The 18,876-nt window shown below is 42.9% G+C and carries 15 protein-coding genes and 1 pseudogene; 3 read left to right on the plus strand and 13 right to left on the minus strand.

Annotated features, from left to right (window positions below; translation table 11 throughout):
* The first annotated feature begins 25 nt into the window (after nucleotides 1-25).
* Nucleotides 26-163 (plus strand): hypothetical protein, encoded by a 138-nt coding sequence (locus DC094_RS22210; protein ID WP_158527403.1) that lies wholly within the window; start codon nucleotides 26-28, stop codon nucleotides 161-163.
* Between the two features lie 201 nt (nucleotides 164-364).
* Nucleotides 365-1,066, plus strand: coding sequence for an HNH endonuclease family protein (locus DC094_RS19425; protein ID WP_116688794.1), 702 nt, complete (start codon nucleotides 365-367; stop codon nucleotides 1,064-1,066).
* A 173-nt stretch (nucleotides 1,067-1,239) separates the two neighbouring features.
* Here the strand turns inward: DC094_RS19425 and DC094_RS19430 are convergent, their stop codons facing one another.
* The 8 genes from DC094_RS19430 to tnpA all read right to left on the minus strand — a co-directional run bounded on the left by DC094_RS19430 (nucleotide 1,240) and on the right by tnpA (nucleotide 6,853).
* Entirely contained in the window at nucleotides 1,240-1,545 is a 306-nt protein-coding gene (locus DC094_RS19430; RefSeq protein WP_116688795.1) for a hypothetical protein, read from the minus strand.
* A 315-nt stretch (nucleotides 1,546-1,860) separates the two neighbouring features.
* The gene (locus tag DC094_RS19435; protein ID WP_116688796.1) at nucleotides 1,861-2,850 is read right to left on the minus strand and encodes a type II toxin-antitoxin system HipA family toxin; all 990 of its coding nucleotides are present in this window, start codon (nucleotides 2,848-2,850) and stop codon (nucleotides 1,861-1,863) included.
* Nucleotides 2,843-3,199, minus strand: coding sequence for a HipA N-terminal domain-containing protein (locus DC094_RS19440; RefSeq protein WP_116688797.1), 357 nt, complete (start codon nucleotides 3,197-3,199; stop codon nucleotides 2,843-2,845). The genes DC094_RS19435 and DC094_RS19440 overlap by 8 nt, the downstream gene beginning before the upstream one ends.
* A complete protein-coding gene (locus tag DC094_RS19445; RefSeq protein ID WP_116688798.1) occupies nucleotides 3,199-3,507 on the minus strand; it encodes a helix-turn-helix domain-containing protein in 309 nt (102 codons plus the stop codon). The genes DC094_RS19440 and DC094_RS19445 overlap by 1 nt, the downstream gene beginning before the upstream one ends.
* Before the next feature lie 526 nt (nucleotides 3,508-4,033).
* Complete coding sequence (locus tag DC094_RS19455; protein ID WP_116688800.1) at nucleotides 4,034-4,729, minus strand: hypothetical protein; 696 nt, start codon at nucleotides 4,727-4,729, stop codon at nucleotides 4,034-4,036.
* 121 nt (nucleotides 4,730-4,850) lie between these two features.
* Nucleotides 4,851-6,143, minus strand: coding sequence for a type II toxin-antitoxin system HipA family toxin (locus DC094_RS19460; RefSeq protein ID WP_116688801.1), 1,293 nt, complete (start codon nucleotides 6,141-6,143; stop codon nucleotides 4,851-4,853).
* Entirely contained in the window at nucleotides 6,133-6,423 is a 291-nt protein-coding gene (locus DC094_RS19465; RefSeq protein WP_116688802.1) for a helix-turn-helix domain-containing protein, read from the minus strand. The genes DC094_RS19460 and DC094_RS19465 overlap by 11 nt, the downstream gene beginning before the upstream one ends.
* Nucleotides 6,424-6,616: 193 nt before the next feature.
* On the minus strand, nucleotides 6,617-6,853 hold the full coding sequence (gene tnpA, locus DC094_RS19470) for an IS66 family insertion sequence element accessory protein TnpA (protein ID WP_116688803.1): 237 nt from the start codon (nucleotides 6,851-6,853) through the stop codon (nucleotides 6,617-6,619).
* 132 nt (nucleotides 6,854-6,985) lie between these two features.
* Here tnpA and DC094_RS19475 point away from each other — a divergent pair.
* Nucleotides 6,986-7,471 (plus strand): annotated as a pseudogene (locus DC094_RS19475) (Tn3 family transposase); the annotation flags it as partial.
* A 617-nt stretch (nucleotides 7,472-8,088) separates the two neighbouring features.
* Here the strand turns inward: DC094_RS19475 and DC094_RS19480 are convergent.
* Genes DC094_RS19480 through DC094_RS19500 form a run of 5 tightly spaced genes read right to left on the minus strand, consistent with a single transcriptional unit; the run spans nucleotide 8,089 to nucleotide 18,873 of the window.
* On the minus strand, nucleotides 8,089-9,585 hold the full coding sequence (locus DC094_RS19480; RefSeq protein ID WP_116688852.1) for a sigma-54 interaction domain-containing protein: 1,497 nt from the start codon (nucleotides 9,583-9,585) through the stop codon (nucleotides 8,089-8,091).
* Between the two features lie 6 nt (nucleotides 9,586-9,591).
* Nucleotides 9,592-11,463, minus strand: a complete 1,872-nt coding sequence (locus DC094_RS19485) for a hypothetical protein (protein WP_116688804.1) — start codon at nucleotides 11,461-11,463, stop codon at nucleotides 9,592-9,594.
* On the minus strand, nucleotides 11,460-14,075 hold the full coding sequence (locus DC094_RS19490; RefSeq protein WP_116688805.1) for an AAA family ATPase: 2,616 nt from the start codon (nucleotides 14,073-14,075) through the stop codon (nucleotides 11,460-11,462). Before DC094_RS19490 ends, DC094_RS19485 begins: the two co-directional genes overlap by 4 nt.
* 3 nt (nucleotides 14,076-14,078) lie before the next feature.
* On the minus strand, nucleotides 14,079-15,551 hold the full coding sequence (locus DC094_RS19495; RefSeq protein WP_116688806.1) for a hypothetical protein: 1,473 nt from the start codon (nucleotides 15,549-15,551) through the stop codon (nucleotides 14,079-14,081).
* Nucleotides 15,532-18,873: a DEAD/DEAH box helicase gene (locus tag DC094_RS19500; protein WP_116688807.1), complete on the minus strand. Its 3,342-nt coding sequence runs from the start codon at nucleotides 18,871-18,873 to the stop codon at nucleotides 15,532-15,534. Before DC094_RS19500 ends, DC094_RS19495 begins: the two co-directional genes overlap by 20 nt.
* Nucleotides 18,874-18,876: the final 3 nt, after the last annotated feature.

The raw sequence follows: 18,876 nt of genomic DNA on the forward strand, positions 1-18,876 counted from the left end.
AATTATTGACCTATGGAGATTTCGCATGCGGCGAGCTTGTCGCAACTGCGGCATGGTGGTGAAGTTGTTGTATTTGGATGAAATGCGGGATGTCGATCAAGTGAATCGCGATCAGGACGGTGGCTTAATTTGGAGCTGCGAGCATGCATGGCCGAAACCCTAAGGGTTTCTCAATAAGAGCCAGGGTAGCTATGCCGATCTTCATCATTTGTGCCTGAGGATCGAAATTTGGATGGAGCACATTCTAGTTATGGTTAGTATTCCCATTTCTATGGGGATGTAAAAATTTCTGTAGGATTTTTGTGGATAGGCCATAAGTAGCCATATCATCCCCTTCATACGGAACAAATCACAGAGAGAAACAATGACGCGACTAATTACACTAGTACTAGCTGTACTGCTGCTATCTACTGGGGTTCAAGCCGATCTAGTCAAGAAAAGTAAATCTGGCATCTGTCACGATACGTCTAGCCGATATTATGAACGAACCAAAAAATATACAGCTTTTGATAATTTGCAAGAGTGCCTGGACCGTGGCGGCCGACTCCCGAAGGGATCAAAAACAAAACCCACGCCCGTCACTTCTTCAAAGTATCAGCGTTCTTACTTTGGTAGCTGGATTGATGAAGATAAGGACTGTCTGAACACTCGTCACGAACTACTAATGAAATTATCTACAGGTACAGTAAATACGGGCTCCAATAGGTGTACGGTGAGTCGAGGGCGATGGCTTGATCCGTACACGGGCCAGATTTTCTATGAAGCAAAGCAACTCGACATCGATCACCTCGTTCCGTTGAAGTGGGCATGGGATCATGGGGCAGATAAATGGAGCAAAGATAAGCGGATAGCATTCGCCAATGATGAAGCTAACTTGTTCGCTGTAAAAGCACGTGTGAACAGGCAAAAAGGTGCTCTTGGTCCTTTTGAATGGATGCCGCCTGCTCGGTCATTTCACTGCCAGTATGTTGTTAGGTTCAATCGAATCATGAAAGCATATCGTCTTCAGTTCACAGCCAGCGAAAGCGAAAAATTCAGGGAATTGAAAAGCAGCGTTTGCAAGTAAGTTATTTGGTAAAACACAGGCTAGGGCAAGTGCTTACCCACACTTGCGCTACTCAAGGACAACGAATTTTTTACTATGAGCAAGGATTTTATCTTTAATTGCGGTGTTTATATTATGGGTATTCTTTATGATTTTTTGGCAAGAATTAATGTTTGTATGCTCCCCCGTTCTTTTTATGAACATGGCAGCGGTTGGTAAAGTTTGAATTTTTTTTGTTCGGCTGGGGTTTTGCTACGGTTAGCATGATTGTTTCGTTGAATAAAATAACGACCGTCTGGTAACTCAATGATCTCTCCTGCTTTGACCTCACCAAGTAATTCAAGGCACGCCAAGGCTCGAAGGCGGTATTCTTCGAAGTCCACATCTCTTGGTGCTCTCATTGAGATCAGTCCGGTTATTGTTACACCTCTTAGAGCGGCCCAATGCTTACCGTAGTTTATGCTGGCGGGATGAGTTGGCGTTGATGATGCTTGAGTCACGTTTAGCGGTCTCCAGTATCTTGGTTTTTTTGCTACGATATGATTAGGTTCTTGGTGTCGTCTTTTATTTCGTGGGCTAGATTGACGACAAAATATATCATTAATCAAAAGTTTTACGTTTGTAAAGCCTGACATTTTCGGGCAAAGAGATGTCCGTTTTTCAGGTTTTATAGATAGAGTGTTGGCAGGGGCGGTAGGCTTGGCAGGTAAAAAGCTAGCGCAAAGAATCCATTGCAGACCCTGAAGTTAAAGCAACTTCAATCGACTAAAATTGCTTTAACTGCTTTGTCATTAAAAAGTAATAATGCCAGTCGGCTATTTAATTTTATCAATAATTAACAGTGCTTTTAATCGCTGTTTAATTAAATTCTTTAGATGAGCTTTTTTGTCTTCTGGTAAAAAGCTGATTGAAATAAGGTCGAATATTTTCTTGAGTCGGGTTTTGATGAGGCCAATAAACTTAATCACCAGCTTTTTGTTCACGCCCAGTCGCTCGGTAAGGATAATGAAGTCGTGACCGGTGTAAAAACCGTACTCGCTTAAGTTAACCAGCTCAGCATCGTCGTCATTAGCCAGCAGATCCATGGCCAGATAGTTACTGTCCAGCCCGGGGTAGAAGTCACAGCACAAAAAATCGTAGTTGGGTGACAGCTGATCATAATGGATATGTGTGCTGCCTGGGATTCTCACCAAGCTAAAGTTTTTTAAGTGCAGGTCATTATTACCAACCAGGTAAGCGAGAATGACGCGCTTGATGAGCTCACTAGCAGCGCTGATGTTGTCGTTCGTTGCTTCAAGCAAAGCTTTACCAGCAGCTTCATAGGAGCTGTCGTATTTGCGGTCCGGGGCAAGATCCATGCATTGCAGTAGCTCTTCCTGCTCCAGCTTGCCGTTTTTGTTGCGATCAAAGCGTTTGCAGATATAAGCGTACTCACCATCATTAAATCGGCCTAGGGCGCAATCGGCAGTGTCTATGCCCAAGTGCTTGCTAATAAGCATGACGAGGTGCTCGTTTTCTGCAGCATGGGGAATGCCTTCTGGACTTGGCTTTAGGATGTACCGACCATTCTGTGATGTTTTTTTGAATACACCGCTCTCAATGACCAGTGAGAGCTTCTCCTGGGCACCGGAAATTGACATACCAGCAGCGTAGGTTCGACTGGCTTCAAAAAAATCGGATCGATAAAAAGGCAGATCTAATGTGGCTTTTTTCCCATCGCAAAACGACTTCAGCGGAGATGCGTTGCTCCCCTCTGTTGCGCTACTGGTGAGCGGTTTTAGGCTGATTTGGCAGTATTTACTCATAATTAACGCTCATATCTTGCAATGGTTCATCGGCTGGCAGAACGGATACGGCACCAATCAAATCGCGACCATTTCGAAGCAGTAGGCCGAAATGATCCTTCTCATCGATATGTTGGGAGCAGGATTGAATTTTTCGTAACCAACCCTCGCTCACCAGATTGTCGAAAAATGGAGGGAGCGAGTCATACAAAAAGGCTACTTCCCTTAGTGGAAAGCGGAATGCGATAGGTCTGCCTTCCACTAGGTATGCTTTTTGGTACTGAAATGAGAAACCTGAGGGTGTCTCTAGCAAGATGCCAGCCAATTGATTGTGGTGATACACAGCAGCCACTCGAAGCTTTTTCTTCATTACGCCACCCACACCTTGAGGCCAGTGGCTTTGGCAATGGCAATGAAATTATCCAGCTGAACTTTCATGCTGCTGTTTTCGGCTTTGCTGATGGTTGTGCAGGAAACACCAGTGATGTCACTGACATCCTGTTGTGACATGCCCAGCTGATTTCGTCGGCCACTTATGAGTTTCGCGGCTTCTTCAATGGGTACGGCATTTGCTAATTTATCTGATGTTGCGAGTTGGCGCTGCTGGTTTTCTATACGATCTTTTAGGGCTTCCAGAAGCAACCCTGTTGGGATCTCGGCAAGCTTGTTCGTTGTCATTGTACTGACCCCCTGTTGGCTGCAATCTGGCTGATCGTGTCTACAGCAATGAAAAATACATTAATGCAGTAATTCTATGTGCTTTAGTGGTTGCAGGCAAGAATCTATATTTTAAAACACATAAAATCAGAGTTATTATGGTAAGTTATATTTTAAAAAATATAGATTGTGAATGTATCTGTTTTAAAACAAATGAAGTAAAGGAGTTGGTGCAGGTCTATAGGCTATAAGCAGTTTCTGTTAACTTAGGGGTTTGAAGCCCAATGGGGTCAAATCATACGCTAAGGCCTAAAAGTCACCTGTATTCAATAAAATAAAATCGATTTTGCCGCTTTGTTGTTATTCTGTCCGGCAATTGTTTCCGGTAGCGTAAAAGCTAAAAACAGAGTTGTGCGAACTAATACAGCAGCACTGTCAGTAAAACTGAGGTATGAATGGTGGCTGCAACAACAAGGTTGGGTTTACATGTTTTGTGACCGTGCCACCCAGGAATCTGTGGTACGAGTAAAATTAAATCGTAAAGCGCCTATTCAAAGCCAATAACAGTCCAAGCATCCAGGTACCCCCAAAAGTTGACATTTTCTCGGGGCTTATTATGGGCAGACCAGATATGAGCGCTATCATGATCTTCAGATGGTTTGAACTCAATGCATAGGTAGTCACCTGTTGCATCGCTGAAAAACGAAAATGCCCTTGATAAATCAATATTAATATTTTCCAACTCATCCAATATACCCCAATCGTCATCTGACAGAGGATGGATTTCTGACAGGGGTTCCAGTCCCATGGCCATGGTTACCACCTCTCGCCATCCATCGTGGAATGAGTAAAAAGACAAAAGATTTTCAGGTAAATAATCAATATAAGGGCGGAGACTGTCGTTGATTAGACTGGCTGCTGGATTCCGTGCTTCGTAATACAGGACTTCGTCTTTATCCTTGCTCCAGAGGCAATAAATTAAAGAATAATTTTTGTATTCTCCTTTTTCGACAGACACTAACTGTATATCAATCAAATTATCTTTAAAGTATTCGTAGACGCCTGATAGCTCTGGGATGATTTTTTTCCAGTAGCTGGCAACCATATCCGGTTTACCATTCTTTGCATGGTTAAGTATTTCCTTCCAGCTGTCAGGTATGCTTGAGATGCGCTCATAGTCATGCACTATATCAATGTTCGCTGCATATGGTTTCAAAGCATCAATATCAAAAGTGGATTTCATTTAACGGATTCCTGACCAGCAAGTCACTGATTTTTTGCTGGGCTTTTTGCTTCAAAATTCAGGTCAATTTGGGCTGTTTGCACAGCCTGATATTTATTTCCAGGGCACTGTATTCTTCCTATTACTGCAGCAGCACTTTATTTTCTGATCGACGACTCTCCAGCGTTTTATGAATCAATTTTATGGTGCTTTTTTTGACCTCATATTGTTGAGCTGTTTTTTGGAAATTGGCAACGGTATCAACAATGTGAAGAATCTCTTGCTGTGCAGCCTTCCAGTTAGAAAAACCGGCGCTGGAGGCCAGTTTTTGAATCGATTTTAAGGGTGGTGCTTTACCAAATCCTGAAAATGCAGTGGCATGCTGATTAAATGGATGTGGGCTATAAGTGACGTCAAAAAAAGGGGCTGGTTGCCACCGGCCTTGATCATCTTGAAGGAAAGCCCAGTTTTTGCTGTGGTCGTCCTGGTTGGCGGCAAAAAGGTTAAATATGGCGCGGCGAAAGATGAGCCGCCCAGTTGCAGGTGACTTGCACAACTGCCGACTGGCTTTGATCAGATCAGAGTAATCGAGACTTGGCATACGAAAGTCAGCATTTAACAGGCCGCATGCACTATGCATATGCAATCTACCTGCTGTTTTTTGTGGCCCTTGATTGATCCAGTCAAAGCGCTTCACTGCTAACCAGGCTTTGGCACCACTTTGCTTGGGCGCATCCAATAATTTCCATTGAGGTGGTTGCAGATCTGCTTGGGCGGCTAGATCAAGATATGCCGCTTCGCATAATCCTTCTTCGTGGCCCAGCGCTAGGTTAGCCGATGTAAATTTGATCAACCAACCATCATCACCGGTTATAGAGCGAGTTCGAGATTGGCCGGGGTCTGCTGCATTGGTATAAATTTGTGCTTTGGGTCTGGCACCACCCGAGCTACCGGCTGCAACCAGTGCTGCAAGCACTTTATCTGTTTGCCCATCAAATACGGCCTGTGCTTGCAAGCCTAGTGAGGCGAGGTCTGTTGTTTCTTGGCCCGTCGTATCGAAATCTACAACAGGGCTATAACTAAGGGCTCCAATGGCTTGTTGGCCAACAAATGCCAAGCGATCCATAGCGGTCACTTGAGCAGGCAAGATGCCGTGCTGACGGAAAACGCGATCTTGTAATAATAACCCCCAGCCATCAGGCAAACTGTCTGCGAAAACGCCATGTAAGCCTTGGTGAATATCGCGATCTGCCAGATGAAGTTGATCATTACCTGGCAGTAGAAAGGGTGATAAGTTACCAAATTGACTTAGATATTCTGGATGGTACTGAAAAAATACCCCTTGACGGTTCTGCGCCAAAGTCCCCACCGCTACCTTTTCTCCTGTGCTGAGTGTTCGATGCACAGATAGTTTCTGAATCGGCTTAAAGCTCATCGTTTAAAACCTCATCAATAGATGCGGGTATGCGTTGGCCAGTTTTTTCAGCCACGGTTAAATCGAACAGTCGTTGCAAGTTATCCAGTGATTGCCAGAGCAATAGCAATTGCCGAAATGAAATCTGACCCGTCAATTCAAACTTTTTTATGGTCGCAGCTGGCACACTGCTGCGTTGAGCCAGCGCCTCGCGGGACATCTTTTCCTGCTCGCGTAGGCGTCGCAGGTGACCAGCAAAGGCCTGCTGGATATCTGTGTCATCAAGCAGTTGAATGCGCATTGATCATCAGTCAGTAATGGATACCATAGTATCTATTGTAGGGCAAAAATTACTACTTTGGATACTACTGTGCCCAAGGTTATTGGAGAGTGTATCAGTGAACAGTGGCATTTCTTATCTAAAAAGGTGTTGCTGGTTAGAGTTTTGACCAATATGGCGCTCAAAACTTCAATAATGTGCCCTCAATGACCGGTTACGCCAATGATGCCAGATCGATAAATGCGGACGCGCTATTTTGTTCTGAAGCAAATTGCTCGGGAGTTGAATCATTTTGATTGCTGGTAAAAAACGGATGCCATTTATTAAACAGTGGCACTGAAAGATTGTGCTGCTGACAGAATTGCTCGATGGGTAAATCAGATTTTTTAAAAGCAGCAATTAATGCTTGCCATTGTTTGCGGGAGCGGCGAGGTTGGCGGGCAACTGACATGGAAAACATCCTGTTGATGAAACACAACGGAAGGCTAACCCCGGCAGCAGATCAAAAACAGAGCGCCCTCAATGACCGGTTGCAGAATGCTGGGGGTCATCGAAAAAATTCTAAACGCTCAAATCTTGAGCAAAAATTCTGAGGCCTTCCAGTTTGGCCAAGGCAATCATTGAAATGGGTAGAATTAATAAAACCCTTTATTTATTGAATTATATCGATAATGAAGACTATTGGCGGCGCATATTAACCCAATTAAATCGAGGTGAAGGACGCCATGCCGTAGCAAGAGCTATTTGCTATGGCCAGTGTGGAGAATCCGAAAACGCTATCGCGAAGGCAGGAAGATCAGTTAGGCGCACTGGGGCTGGTGACCAATGCCCTGGTGCTATGGAACACCATTTATATGCAAGCATTGGTGGATCACCTCAAACAACAGGGGCAATCCTTCAACGATGAAGACCTGACCAGGTTGTCGCCACTGTGCCATCAACACGTCAATACAGTTTTACCTTGTCAGAACAGGTAGCTAATGGCGCGCTCCGGCCACTCAAGCAACCGGATCCAATCGCAGACTGGTTTGAATATCAAATAATGACAAGGCGGCGAAATTGCTTTTAGTGTATTGAAAAATATTAGCTTTTAGGTCTCGGCGTATAATTTGACCCCCCGTTGGTCTTCAGACCTCTTTTTAGTTGGAAAAGCCTTGTGCAACTGGGCAAAGAACTGCCTGTTTTCAAATGTTTAGCTAGATTGCATTGACAGATGGCTAGTGTACTGGATACCTTAATGAAGCTTGCTCGCATGGATGCGATTGCCCAGCAAGCTGCGACACCTGCCGGAAGTGGTGTGACGCCAGGAGAGACTGGGGCTATGTGACATCCTGTAATCTATTCTTATAACTCCCTTTTTTAGTTAGTGGTTTATTGTTGGCTATGCTGTTGAGCTTGCTACAGATGCAAGGCAATTTACACTGCAAAGATTCTCCGAGCGAGAATGCACTCACTTCAATGTAGAACAGAAGATCATAGCCATGCCCTCTTCTGCTCTGGTACTTCTTGGTTAAGCCAAGCTTAGGTGACCCTTCCAAGGTTCTTCAGTTGCTGTTGAATTTTTTGTATTTTGACACAACCACTTGATATTCATCGTTTTTCAGCGTACCGCAGGCTATAGCGTTTAGCCCGCCGAAATTTAAAGGGAAATAAAGAAGGTGTTTATAGATAAAATGTAATTTCGGCCTAAAAATATTTTTCAAACCATTTATCAAGAACTTGAGAGCTGTTTAAGCCAAGCAGTTTAGCTGCCGCTAACTTGTTTCCGTTAGTGGTTTGCAATGCTAATTGTAAGTGATGCTTGGCCACCTCTCCCATTACTGAGCGCAAGTCCATTGGCTCGGATAGTATTTCAGGCATCATGTCTGGTTTTGTTTCTCGGTTGATCATCGAGACTTTTAAGTCCTCAGCGGATAGAGCTGCTTGTTCTGACCAAAGCGTAGCTCGAAAAATACATGCATTTAATTCGCGAATATTTCCAGGCCATGGCTGAGCTTCTATGAATTGATATGCTTCATCAGTAAAAAAACGCCGCTGAAAACTGTCTTGGTCAGCTAGCTCCTTATTAACCGAACTCAGGGTTAAATCCGCGAGCAGTTTAATATCATCGCCACGGGCACTAAGTGGGGGAAGTTGCAAAATCCCTATAGCTAAACGATAAAAAAGATCTTCTCTGAACTCACCACTATTGATTAATTGAGCCAGTTTACGATGAGTAGCTGAAATTAATCTAAAATCACTACTTCTTTCTTTGCTATCACCAAGAGGGGTAAACTTTTTTTCTTGTAATGCTCTTAATAATTTTGTTTGTAAAAGTTGAGGTAACTCCCCTACTTCATCCAAGAATAAGGTTCCACCATCGGCTTGAGCAAAAAAGCCATCGTGGTCTGCATGAGCCCCAGAAAACGCTCCTTTTTTATGACCAAACAATAATGATTCAGCAAGGTCATGTGGCATAGCACCACAGTTTACCGGAACAAACTGCTTGTTTTTTCGATTACTATTGTTGTGAATTGCCCTGGCAAAAACCTCTTTTCCTGTACCCGTTTCACCAAGAATTAAAACTGGAACATCCCTTACAGCAACTCTATTGGCTTTCTCGACTTGCTGTTTCATGACTTCACTATTGCCAATAATTGAAGCAAAACTACCGAGGTCGGCATCTATTTTAGAAAGCGATTGATCACGAATTTTTTTCTGACTTTTTTGAAATTGTGCATCGATTTTAAACGGCAGCTCAACTTGGCGAACATGCTGAATATTATCCTTGCTGAGCCATGATTCAATGCAGGCTGCAGGAAATTGGGTTTTTACCAGCAGAACCCATACCGCAGTCATTGCAGGTGTGCCTGGGCTGAGATGAACCGAGTACCGATGGTCTGGAAAGCGCTTGGATAGCAACTTTAACTGTTTAAGAGCTGCTGGGTAAATCTCTTCATATGCCGTAGGCGAGGACAGCGATATATGCTCGGCTTCAATTTTTGCTTGAGGTACTTTTTTATTTAACCAAGATACGTATTTTTCTGCATCTTTTTTGGGGTAATTACAAAGCAGATATACATTGTCAAATGGCCTACCGATGCTTTTAGCATGCTCCAATGCAGCAAGCACTGGGCCAGTAGTTGATTGATCTATGGCTTTCAGATCATGGTTGCCAATCCAGCTTACCAGGAGTTTTTTCATCTGTTGCTATATCTCACCTAGTGCAAAGGAACCATACCAGCGGCCGGATAATTTATATTCATTCGGCGTCTGATTGGCTGTCAATAAAAAATGTGGCTGCCCTTGCTGTATATCCAGCTTCCATTCTGCTCGGCACTGTGTCTGTTTACATTGAGCTATGAAAGCCCCATGTTGGCGCGGATGAAACTCGGCAGTTTTTTGGCAAAATGGACAGGTTTCCAGAGTTTTTAATGCATCGAGCGCAGAATTCAGATCAGTTAGTGATTGCTTGGCGTTAGCTTTTTTCAATGCATGCTGAATCGCTTGTACATCTTCCGTTGAAGCAGACTGAATCACCTGAAGCTTGTGATCATCATTTTTCACCAACCAATCGTATCCGTTGGCCAGTTGCATCACAGGAGTAGGAACACGAGTGATCGGCGTTCGGTAGAGCTTGATAGATTGCGCCATCAACCACTGATTAATCAGGGTAATCAGCTGTTCTTCCACATAGAAATTCAAAGGAGAAACCTGCATTGCAGGCTGTTTGTCTTTGATTAACCACTCGCTAGGTTCGTGGGAAGCTTCACTGTAAAAGCAACATGGAATAACCAGAGTGTCTTTTTGCTTGCTTGAGAGAAGACTGCTGCTGTGCCATGTCGCTATGGGTACAAACCTGACCTTGTTTTTCGACAAAGCGTCTGTCAGTTGCCAAGAGTCTGTCTCTGTCTTTTTTAGCTGGAGCCGTCGTCCAGTTGAGGGCTGGATATATTCCTGGTCATCACCCGAGCTAACAGATTGAAAACCTAGCTGTGAAAGCGCCCTGCTGAGAATCAGCTTGTGATAATCAATATAAAAAGTTTGAAGATTAAGATTGTGCTCGAACTTTTCTTGAGGAGTCAACTGGTCCAATTTGCTTTCTTTTTGCAGGCTATTCCACAAGGTGCGCAAATAACGGTAATGCTGATCGTGTGATAAAATATTTGTCGCTTGAAGCTGGCCGTTTACTTGTTGGTTACGAGGTATTTTTTTGTATAAAGGCCCCTGGATAAATCCTCGAATGCGTTTAATTTGTTGTTCGATACTTTTTTGGGTTGCCTGGAGCTTTTCCAGTGCATCATGAGCAGCTTCTTTCGAGAAGGTTTTACCCCATAAAAAACATAACTCTTTGCGTAAAAGAAATGCCAACTCAGATGAGTCACCAAATTCCAATGCTTCACATAGATTATTTTCCAACGCAATCAATTCATGCAGGCGTTTGCTTAAAAACCTTTCCAAGCGGTCTAATAGACGGGCATAAACCCGATTTTCATATAAATTAAATTCATCATCGCTGACCATTCCCAATACTTTTTTTGGACGAATGCCAGTTAAAGTTCTGCTTTGCCAGCATTCTGAGTGCGCCGCCAGGTGTCGGTGGGCACTATTGGCGAGTTTTTTAGCACGGCCAATGGGCTGAACCAGTTCATCGTAACGCATATCAAAACGGGGTCTGACACTGATCTCATTAATATGACCCTGTTGCAGTACAAGCTCCAGTTCTTCCTCTAATTGGTTAAGCTGACTTTCATCGGTAAAAAGTTGGCTAGGGATTAAAGGAGATACAGAGAGCTCTGTAACACCAGAGCATGATTCGATGATTTGCTCCAGCGCCTGACAACAGAATTTATTTTGTGCGTCATGTTCTTTGTCTTCGATTTTTTCATTACAAGTAAAAGACTGGCTATTCACGTGTAGCTTGGTTGAGCCATCACCTGCTAACACAGTTCCTGCCGACAAAGTTGAATGAGCATTTATTTCTACATCTGACAAAACCTGGTACCTGCCAGGAACAATTTGTTCCGGCAGGTTTTCCAAGTTGATCTGCTGATGTGTGATGCGATCCATCAGCTTGATCATGCACCGCGCTCCATTCTTTGGATATCTTTATCGATACAGCTGAGAATTTGTTTCGGATCCTGTTCTAAGCCTAGCAATTCCCATGTCTCGACTACGTCTTGCCGTAGTCCTTTCAAATCATCCATTGAAATATCGAATCGGCCCATTGCTTTGCCATTTCTGAAGAGTTTGGTTGCCAGCAGGTGATCTAGGCCTTGCTCATAGCTGCCTCCGGATTCTTTGAAGACAGAAACAAAACTTTTTGCATGACGATCTAACCGGTTACCCCAACTAGTCGAGAAGATCTCTTCAAGAGTAGTTTTCATCGGGCTCTCGGTTAGCGTATCGAGCATTTCGGAAATGTTTTTCTCATGGTATTTTTGTGCATTATCAAAGGCATCTATCAAAGAATTAAAGTCATAGGTGACTTTGTTGTCATATAGCGGTGTTACGAAGCGCCCTGCATTACGAGAGAGCTCCATTACATGAGCACGATCGTATGTTTTATCTGCAAACTCATTGGTGGTTTCGTCGTGGTTTGCTGTACCAATAAACCAAACATTTCCAGGGACTTTTATTTTTCTATTTTCAAGTAAGTGCTTTGGTGCATTGGCGTGAGATTCTGTTAGCAGTACGACGTTACGGTCAGGGTCATGGATGTCTTTTTCCAGTGCACCATTAAAGTCTGCGAAATACTGTTCCGGACGAGACAGGTTCATCTCATCCAGCAAAATAACATTCACTCGATTTGAATAGGTCGGGAGCTGAGCTTTATATAGTGCTTGCAAGGCTTCACTTTCGTAGAACTTACGCTCAAAAGCATTGTAATGCCCCAGCAGGTCATCCTTGTCGCGCCAGCCAGCTTGTACAGAAATATCGGTACAGCTACCGCCAACAACACGAGTAAATGCTTTAGCCAGGCTGGTTTTACCTGTGCCGGACATACCCTGCAGAATATGCAAGCGACTCATGGCCAAGCCTGCGAGGAAAACTCTGACATCGTGCTCTTGATAGTAAAGCGGTGTATGGTCTTTCCAAAGTTCACTGGCCATTCCTTGGCGGAGAATTTGGATGAACTCACGCAAAGGTGGTACGGGTTGGAGGTTAGCTGACGGATTACGGTGCTTGTGATCCATATTTTTTAGCTGAGGAAATGCTTGGCTGCCCTGCTGTTTTTCTACAAGTTCGTCTAGTTGTTGGGAAAGCCCTTTAATACTACTGTCTAGTACTGCATTGTGCTTTTCCAATAAATATTTTTCTTTCTGCAACTGGTGCTTTTCCAACGCACTAAGTTGCTGCTTTTTCTGCTTTTGCTTCAGTTCTAGATATTTACTAGTTAAGTCAGCAATTTCGTCTCGCTGTTCATCAATTTTTTCTTCAAGAAATTCACATTTTTCCTCCAGATTTTCATCAGAAGAATACAGTTTGGTTTTAAGCTCTTTATTGGTTTTTCTTAATTCATCTATTTCAGATTGAATATCTTCAATGTTTTCATTTTCAAGAGAACGCTGAAGATCTTTAAAGTTGACTAGTTGCTGCTGCAATTCAACGATTTTATTCCGGTCTTTTTCGCGGTTTTTTTGCTCTTGCTCCAGTTGGGCGCTTAATTGAGCAATTTCAGAAGCAAAGTCAGATCGGATACGTTCAACTTGTTGCTGTTCGAGGCTTTTAACATTATTTTGGCGCTGCTCCAGCAGTTGCTGTGAGCCCGAAAGCTCACTTTTTTGCAGTCTCAACGAATCTATTTGTCGCTCAATTTCGAGTCGTTTATTTTGGAATTGCTGTTGATTTACTTCAATTTCGGCGGATACCTGCTCTTTATGAGCTTGTAATGAGCTGGCTAGTTTCTGGCTATGCCGTGCCTCTTGATCTCGAATGTACTGTTCTAAGGTTTCCTTTTGATCTTGCAGCTTCTGTTTTTCTTGAGCAATGTATTGCAGTAATTCCTGTCTTTCTTTGAAAAAGCCTGCATCAGCATTTTCTTTACGCTGTAAATAATCTGCTTCTTGCTCTAGCAAGCCAGCTTCGCGCTTTGCCAAAGCATTTTGACGCTGTTCCAGCTTGTTTTGATGCTGTAAATCCAACTCAGAGATTTGCTTTTGCTTTAGCTCAAGCGCTTCAAGTCGCTCGTTGGCAAAGCTACTGGTAGCGTCAGCTTGTAACTGATCCAGTTTTGCCTTCAGCTCCGCTTGTTTAGCTGTCTGTAGCGCCAAAACTTCCTTTTGCTGGGCAAATTTCTTTTGCTGGATTATCTCTTGGTCAGATACTGTGGCTTCACGTCGTTTAACAGAGGCTATTTGTTCATTAAGCTGCTGCTCTTTTTCTTTAAATTCAGTGACTAAGGATTCACTTTCAGCGCTTTTGTTTTGATAATTGTTGGTTTCGTGCTTCAACGTCTCAATAAGCTGCATCACTTCAGCTAAGGACTCTTCAGCCGTCTTGCTATGCTTCTCGCTATCCAGAATGGCAGATGTATCCATATCGGGAGCTGCTTTAGATGGTAAAACTTCAGCGAGCGCATTATTTATTTGCTGTGTTTTTGTCTTAAAAAAACCAGCTTTCTGAAAATTATTATCTTTTGCAGTTTTAGCTTGGTTGCGATTGTCGTTATTAGATCTTTTTTTTCTAGCCATGGTTTAGTCCATTAAATTTAAAAGTTTTTTAAGCCATTCTGAAGTAAAATCGGCATACATTAAGGCGGTGTTTTTGGTTGTTTGCTTGTCAGAAGCATGGGCAACTTTGTTTCTTGCCTCTGCGACCGCAAGGATTTGATCGATGCGTAAATCATCTGGGTTCAATTGGCATAGCGGGTGTTCTGGATTGGCTGGTAAAGAAAACAATGCAGCTGCAATAAGCGGTCTTACAGAGACATTTTTTTCTTTACTTGTAGCGGCATGAAAGATAGCGCCCGATTTGACCTTTGACAGATTATCAAGGGCTTGTGAGCTTAACCCGGAGCCAAAAATATTACTCAATGCCTCATGGATATCTTTGTATTCCCAGCCTTTACCGATGAAATTGTGGTTTGCGACTGGCCATTCAACCAGTTGCCATTTGAAACAGCATTCAAAAAGCTTTTGGCACTGCAAAATCAGATCATCGCAATTTTCATAGCGAATTGTGCTTTTATTTTCATGCTCTTCAAGCGACTGCTTTCTTCTTAGAAAAGCCCCAAGAATTGGCTCAAGATTCGGGATTTTTGGAGCATTGGAATATTCAACAAATTGGGTAAAGTCAACTGAAGCGACTAGCCTTTCTTGCATTTGTTGGTAGGTTTCTTGTTCTTTGATAACCCCAATAATTGGCTGAGAATGCCTAGCAAAACCGGCATTCTTTTTAAATTGGGAAAAAACAATTTCTCTACAGTGCTCAGATGTTTTGACTAATGCAAAAGGGTCTGTTGTGCTCCAAACTTGGTCTTGATCTTCTACCACCCAGTTAAGTAGGTATGCCCGGCGAGGCTCTTCATTTAGCACCTCAATATCATCGTCAGCAAACCCTCGCGTATTACTTTCGAACTCACCACGTACTTGCAAGTTATGAATCAAGTCGTTATGTTTTGTGATCAGATCTACCAATTGTTGGAAGCTTGGTTCTTTAGGTAGCTCCATCTCAGCTTTTAAAGTAAATGCTTTTGTTTGAAAGTCTTTATCACGGCGCACTCTGAATTTGAGCAGATCACCATATTGCTCAGGTTGTACATCTAATTCAGGTACGTCATAACTGATATTTGGCAGCAGACTTCCATCTATTGCGTTTTGAAAGATATAAGCGGTAGTTAAACTTTTATAGCCAGTATCCTCAGATGAGATGGCAGCCTTACCTTTGTCAGTAATTTTACCTTTACTATCTATCATCCCATTAGGCATTAATTGACCGGCGTAGATATAGCGAATGAGCTCAGCCTCAAGCCCCATAAAATCTGCAATGTCATCTAGGTCAGTTTTATTTGCATAAATAAGCTGCAGAATGGTTTTTTCCAACACATTAAGTTTTTTGGTTTGATCCGGAGCTGCGACATCCCATATCCAAATCGGGAGTAAATAAGCTCCATTATTAGGTAAAAAACCCTTGTGAAAATTCAAAATTCTATTTGAAAACAGATCCATGTTCGCTCTCACATAACTGGTGGAATGCAAATAATGCAGGTACAACTTCTTCTGTAGCTGGGTGAGTTGCCAGATCGATATCCCCAAATGCGATTAGCAGATTTTTTTGACGACTCATTGCAACATTAAGTCGATTATCTAAGCGGAGGAAACCGTAAGCTTGGTTTAATGCTTTTTCATCTTGCATATTAAGCTGTTGTGGGGGCGCTCCTCTGACAATGGATAGCAGCACAACATCAAATTCTTTACCTTGAAATGCATCTACTGTTCCAACTCTGAAACGTTCGTGATGGGCTCCAGAATCATCTGTAAGTGTCAGCCACTCCTGTTTGATTCTGTATTGATCATCACGTTTTTCAGTTAGAGAAATTTTCTCCATCTCAACCAGTATTTTGTTTACTTGAGCGCTATAAAAAGTAATCACACCTACGCTCAACTCGGGCGAGCCTTCCAGGATTTCTTTGGCATAACGGGCAATTTCTTCAGCTTCCGCATCGCGCTGCAAACTGCCATGTTTTTTGTACGCTCTACCGCGACTGGCATTGACGTTTATCCAGCCACACAGCTTCCCATCGAACTTGGCAACTGAGTGACTAAATAAATCTTCGGATAGAATAGATTTAACAGCATCAAGACCATGGCGTTCATAAAAGTTTCGGCTGACAAAGTCCCCTAACACAGGATGCATTCGGAACTGGGTATCCAACATTACTACCCGTTGTGGCTGATTGTGCTCTTTTTCAAGTTTGAGGAAAGTCTTCATTAATCGCTCGAACATACTCTGATCAAGCATTTCTTGTTGAACTTGCGATAACTCAAATTCATCATCCAGTTCATCTTCAACTTTTGATTGGATGAGATGAGGAAGCTGTCGATGGTCGCCGACTAGTACTATTCGTTTATCGCCCATTGCTATTGGAACCATCAAGTCCAACGGGTTTGCTCTTGCAGCTTCATCGACAATTACCGAGTTGAATTGAATCTGACTGGTATGCTCGACATCCTTAACATTTGCCATTTGGCGACTTGCTGATTGTTGGCAGGTAGCGGCCAAAACTGCTGCATAAGTTTCTACAGCACTTTCCATCCGCCTTGGCGAATAGCGGAGAGCTGATAAATATTCAGCCAACACTTGTAGATAACCTAAAGAATGGTGTTTGGATACGTTGTCACGAATATCTTCATTGATATCATCTAGTAACTTGCACAGTGCTTCATCCAGAACCTGTTGAATATTTTTCGGACGATAATCCGGTAATAGTTGTTCAAGAAGCCTATTTTTTACATGTTTTAACTGTTTCAGTTTATTATCTGTAGCATGTTGTAGACTTGCAGTTTCAGTGAGTACCGCCAAGTGCTCGCTTGGTATCACGTGCTGGTGCATCTTCAGACTATCCAATAGTCGCCAACTCTGTTGCTTACCATCATCCATGAAAGAAACTTCTGTCACCCTTAGTGCACGAACATTACGAAGTAATGCACTATTTGAATTAGTAAGTTTTACAAAAGCCTTTGATGATAAAAGATCTTTCGCTGCTTCATTCCACCGCTCTTGAACTTCTGGAGATAACCGAATTTGATGCTCTGCCAGTTTATCTAACGAAATATTAATATCGTTAACCAAACCGTGTTTTTCATCACTATCCGTTCGGGTAACTCGTAGCCGTACCAGGCACTTTTCAAGCGATTTTACTGACAAAAAAGCAGGTTCATTATTAATAAGTTTTTCGAGCTTGCTTTCCAGCAAAACGGCCTTGTCTTGGCACCAGGTAACTAAGGGATCATTGGCATCATTATCTCGATCCCTTTTGCCGCCTTTTTTGATTGCAGGCAAACCAAATACATTTGATCTTTCTTGCATATTGTCCACGGCATCGTGCTGAAAGCTGGTCAGCAAGGTCATATGCTGAACGGGGACATCTTTCATGACTTCGGCTAGGCGTACCTGTAACGCAGTAATGACTTGGGTTTTGCCAGTGCCAGGGGGCCCAATGATTAGAGCAACATCAGGAGTGTTTAGCGCAACATAAAGAGCTTCTTTTTGTTTTTTAGTGGCAGGCCCTTTAAACCTTTTTTTTGCCTCAGGGGACAAGGATCTTTGTTTACGTTGTTCTTCATATGGAACGGGAACGCCTTCCAGCAGGAAGTGTAATTGGGGCATCGGATTACCACGACTGTTAATCAGATTGATAGCATCTTCCCGCCGCTGACGAACTTTCCGATAACCATGCATTGAAAGGCTTATAAAACCTGCATTGTGAGGTTCTCTATCACGCTTGGCGTCTACTTTTAGGGTAAGAATTCCATCCTCATATGCAACAAAGTTGCATAGCCATGGTTTTTTATCTTTTTTATCTTCCCCCAGCCCGCTTTCCTGAATAATGACTTCATTGTCGAGCCAATCAGGTAAGCAAGGAGTAACTTCAAGAGTGATTTTCTTTAGGGGAGCGTTATCCTCTTTAGCGATATTTTGTAATTTTTCGATAAATTGTTCGGCTTGCTCTGGTCGAACAATAAAATCCCAATGCAGTAATTTCCCCTCGTGGATTCCTTTTTCTTCGTATTTAATGCTACCTAACTCTCGGGCATGAGATACTTCCAATGACCATTCGGCATCGTTGTATTGACGCCATAGCTGCATATAGCTGCCGTGGCTATTTACTAGTTCATTGAGCTGCTTTTTATGAGTTGGATTTTTTAACTGCGCTGCAACCGAGTTATCTACAAAATTAATTCGGCCCTGCAGTAGCTTTAAGGAAACATTTCCAGCAACTGAGCGGTTAAGCTTTGAAATCAACCAGAAACCATCTAGGCCTTCCAGGGTGGCTTTATAGTTTCGCCCCTGGATTTGCAAAGACCTGGTGCGATTTTGTGCATAAAAACAGGTGAATAATCTGGCGTGCTCAGTTCCCTGTAACAAAAACTCTTCATTGAACCATTGAGTGGCTTTAGCAATAGAATCAGAGCCAATTTCCTGAGCATCTAACAATTGTTTGGTTACTCGACTATCGATACCGATATCAAAATCCATTTGCACCGGAGCATCAACAATCAAAGTACCTCTTATAAACAGATAGTTTTTTTTGGTCTTTGCCAGATACCATAGAATTGACTGCTGACCAGCCTTCCGTTGAAGATTTGCCATATCATCAGTGATAACTTCTAGCAGCTGATCGCCCTGTGAAAGATATACGCTTCCAGCATCTTCCAACAGCTGGACCTCTTCACTGATCTGCCATTTTTTTCTATCTAACTTGTTATTGCTACTGGCTTCAAGATGAAGTATCTGAGGCTGTTTGACCTGAAACTCGCCTAATTTCATTGT

The organism is Pelagibaculum spongiae, from assembly GCF_003097315.1.
In the GTDB taxonomy this organism is placed as follows: domain Bacteria; phylum Pseudomonadota; class Gammaproteobacteria; order Enterobacterales; family Pelagibaculaceae; genus Pelagibaculum; species Pelagibaculum spongiae.

Excerpts from the sequence above, each read along its gene's own strand:
- DC094_RS22210 (WP_158527403.1), top strand. The coding sequence starts at position 26 with ATGCGGCGAGCTTGTCGCAACTGCGGCATGGTGGTGAAGTTGTTGTAT.
- DC094_RS19425 (WP_116688794.1), top strand. The coding sequence starts at position 365 with ATGACGCGACTAATTACACTAGTACTAGCTGTACTGCTGCTATCTACT.
- DC094_RS19435 (WP_116688796.1), bottom strand. The coding sequence starts at position 2,850 with ATGAGTAAATACTGCCAAATCAGCCTAAAACCGCTCACCAGTAGCGCA.
- DC094_RS19440 (WP_116688797.1), bottom strand. The coding sequence starts at position 3,199 with ATGAAGAAAAAGCTTCGAGTGGCTGCTGTGTATCACCACAATCAATTG.
- DC094_RS19445 (WP_116688798.1), bottom strand. The coding sequence starts at position 3,507 with ATGACAACGAACAAGCTTGCCGAGATCCCAACAGGGTTGCTTCTGGAA.
- DC094_RS19455 (WP_116688800.1), bottom strand. The coding sequence starts at position 4,729 with ATGAAATCCACTTTTGATATTGATGCTTTGAAACCATATGCAGCGAAC.
- DC094_RS19460 (WP_116688801.1), bottom strand. The coding sequence starts at position 6,143 with ATGAGCTTTAAGCCGATTCAGAAACTATCTGTGCATCGAACACTCAGC.
- DC094_RS19465 (WP_116688802.1), bottom strand. The coding sequence starts at position 6,423 with ATGCGCATTCAACTGCTTGATGACACAGATATCCAGCAGGCCTTTGCT.
- tnpA (WP_116688803.1), bottom strand. The coding sequence starts at position 6,853 with ATGTCAGTTGCCCGCCAACCTCGCCGCTCCCGCAAACAATGGCAAGCA.
- DC094_RS19480 (WP_116688852.1), bottom strand. The coding sequence starts at position 9,585 with ATGAAAAAACTCCTGGTAAGCTGGATTGGCAACCATGATCTGAAAGCC.
- DC094_RS19485 (WP_116688804.1), bottom strand. The coding sequence starts at position 11,463 with ATGATCAAGCTGATGGATCGCATCACACATCAGCAGATCAACTTGGAA.
- DC094_RS19490 (WP_116688805.1), bottom strand. The coding sequence starts at position 14,075 with ATGGCTAGAAAAAAAAGATCTAATAACGACAATCGCAACCAAGCTAAA.
- DC094_RS19495 (WP_116688806.1), bottom strand. The coding sequence starts at position 15,551 with ATGGATCTGTTTTCAAATAGAATTTTGAATTTTCACAAGGGTTTTTTA.
- DC094_RS19500 (WP_116688807.1), bottom strand. The coding sequence starts at position 18,873 with ATGAAATTAGGCGAGTTTCAGGTCAAACAGCCTCAGATACTTCATCTT.